The following is a 703-nucleotide window of genomic DNA, read 5'->3' as shown; positions in this document are numbered from 1 at the left end:
GCAGGCGCTCTCCCAGCTGAGCTAAGCCCCCATAATAAATTTTAAAATTTCCTATCGGGAAGACAGGATTCGAACCTGCGACCCCTTGGTCCCAAACCAAGTGCTCTACCAAGCTGAGCTACTTCCCGTAAGAGAACGCGCCCGATAGGAGTCGAACCCATAACCTTTTGATCCGTAGTCAAACGCTCTATCCAATTGAGCTACGGGCGCAAAATAATAATAATGCCGAGGACCGGAATCGAACCGGTACGGTGATCTCTCACCGCAGGATTTTAAGTCCTGTGCGTCTGCCAGTTCCGCCACCCCGGCAAAATAATGGAGCGGAAGACGGGATTCGAACCCGCGACCCCCACCTTGGCAAGGTGGTGTTCTACCACTGAACTACTTCCGCATATGCGGGTGAAGGGAGTCGAACCCCCACGCCGTAAGGCGCTAGATCCTAAGTCTAGTGCGTCTGCCAATTCCGCCACACCCGCGTATACATGTGAGCCATAGAGGATTCGAACCTCTGACCCTCTGATTAAAAGTCAGATGCTCTACCAACTGAGCTAATGGCTCAAAGATGGTGCCGGCCAGAGGACTTGAACCCCCAACCTACTGATTACAAGTCAGTTGCTCTACCAATTGAGCTAGGCCGGCTATTAAATTGAATGGTGGAGAATGACGGGATCGAACCGCCGACCCTCTGCTTGTAAGGCAGATG

Annotated in this window: 7 tRNA genes; all 7 read right to left on the bottom strand. The window is 52.3% G+C overall.

The features are described 5' to 3' along the window. Nucleotides 1–54: 54 nt before the first annotated feature. Nucleotides 55–128 (bottom strand) — tRNA-Pro (locus HMPREF2881_RS00790). Nucleotides 129–136: 8 nt separating this feature from the next. Further along, nucleotides 137–210, bottom strand: a tRNA-Arg gene (locus tag HMPREF2881_RS00785). A gap of 13 nt (nucleotides 211–223) precedes the next feature. Next, nucleotides 224–309, bottom strand: a tRNA-Leu gene (locus HMPREF2881_RS00780). A 7-nt stretch (nucleotides 310–316) separates the two neighbouring features. Further along, nucleotides 317–391 (bottom strand) — tRNA-Gly (locus HMPREF2881_RS00775). A 3-nt stretch (nucleotides 392–394) separates the two neighbouring features. Continuing rightward, nucleotides 395–476, bottom strand: a tRNA-Leu gene (locus tag HMPREF2881_RS00770). A 9-nt stretch (nucleotides 477–485) separates the two neighbouring features. Then, nucleotides 486–558, bottom strand: a tRNA-Lys gene (locus tag HMPREF2881_RS00765). 5 nt (nucleotides 559–563) lie between these two features. Beyond that, nucleotides 564–639 (bottom strand) — tRNA-Thr (locus tag HMPREF2881_RS00760). Between the last annotated feature and the right edge of the window lie 64 nt (nucleotides 640–703).

The organism is Staphylococcus sp. HMSC057A08, assembly GCF_001812925.1.
GTDB lineage: Bacteria > Bacillota > Bacilli > Staphylococcales > Staphylococcaceae > Staphylococcus > Staphylococcus hominis.
Note: the sequence above shows the minus strand (reverse complement) of the source record. Positions and strands in the feature narration are given on the sequence as shown.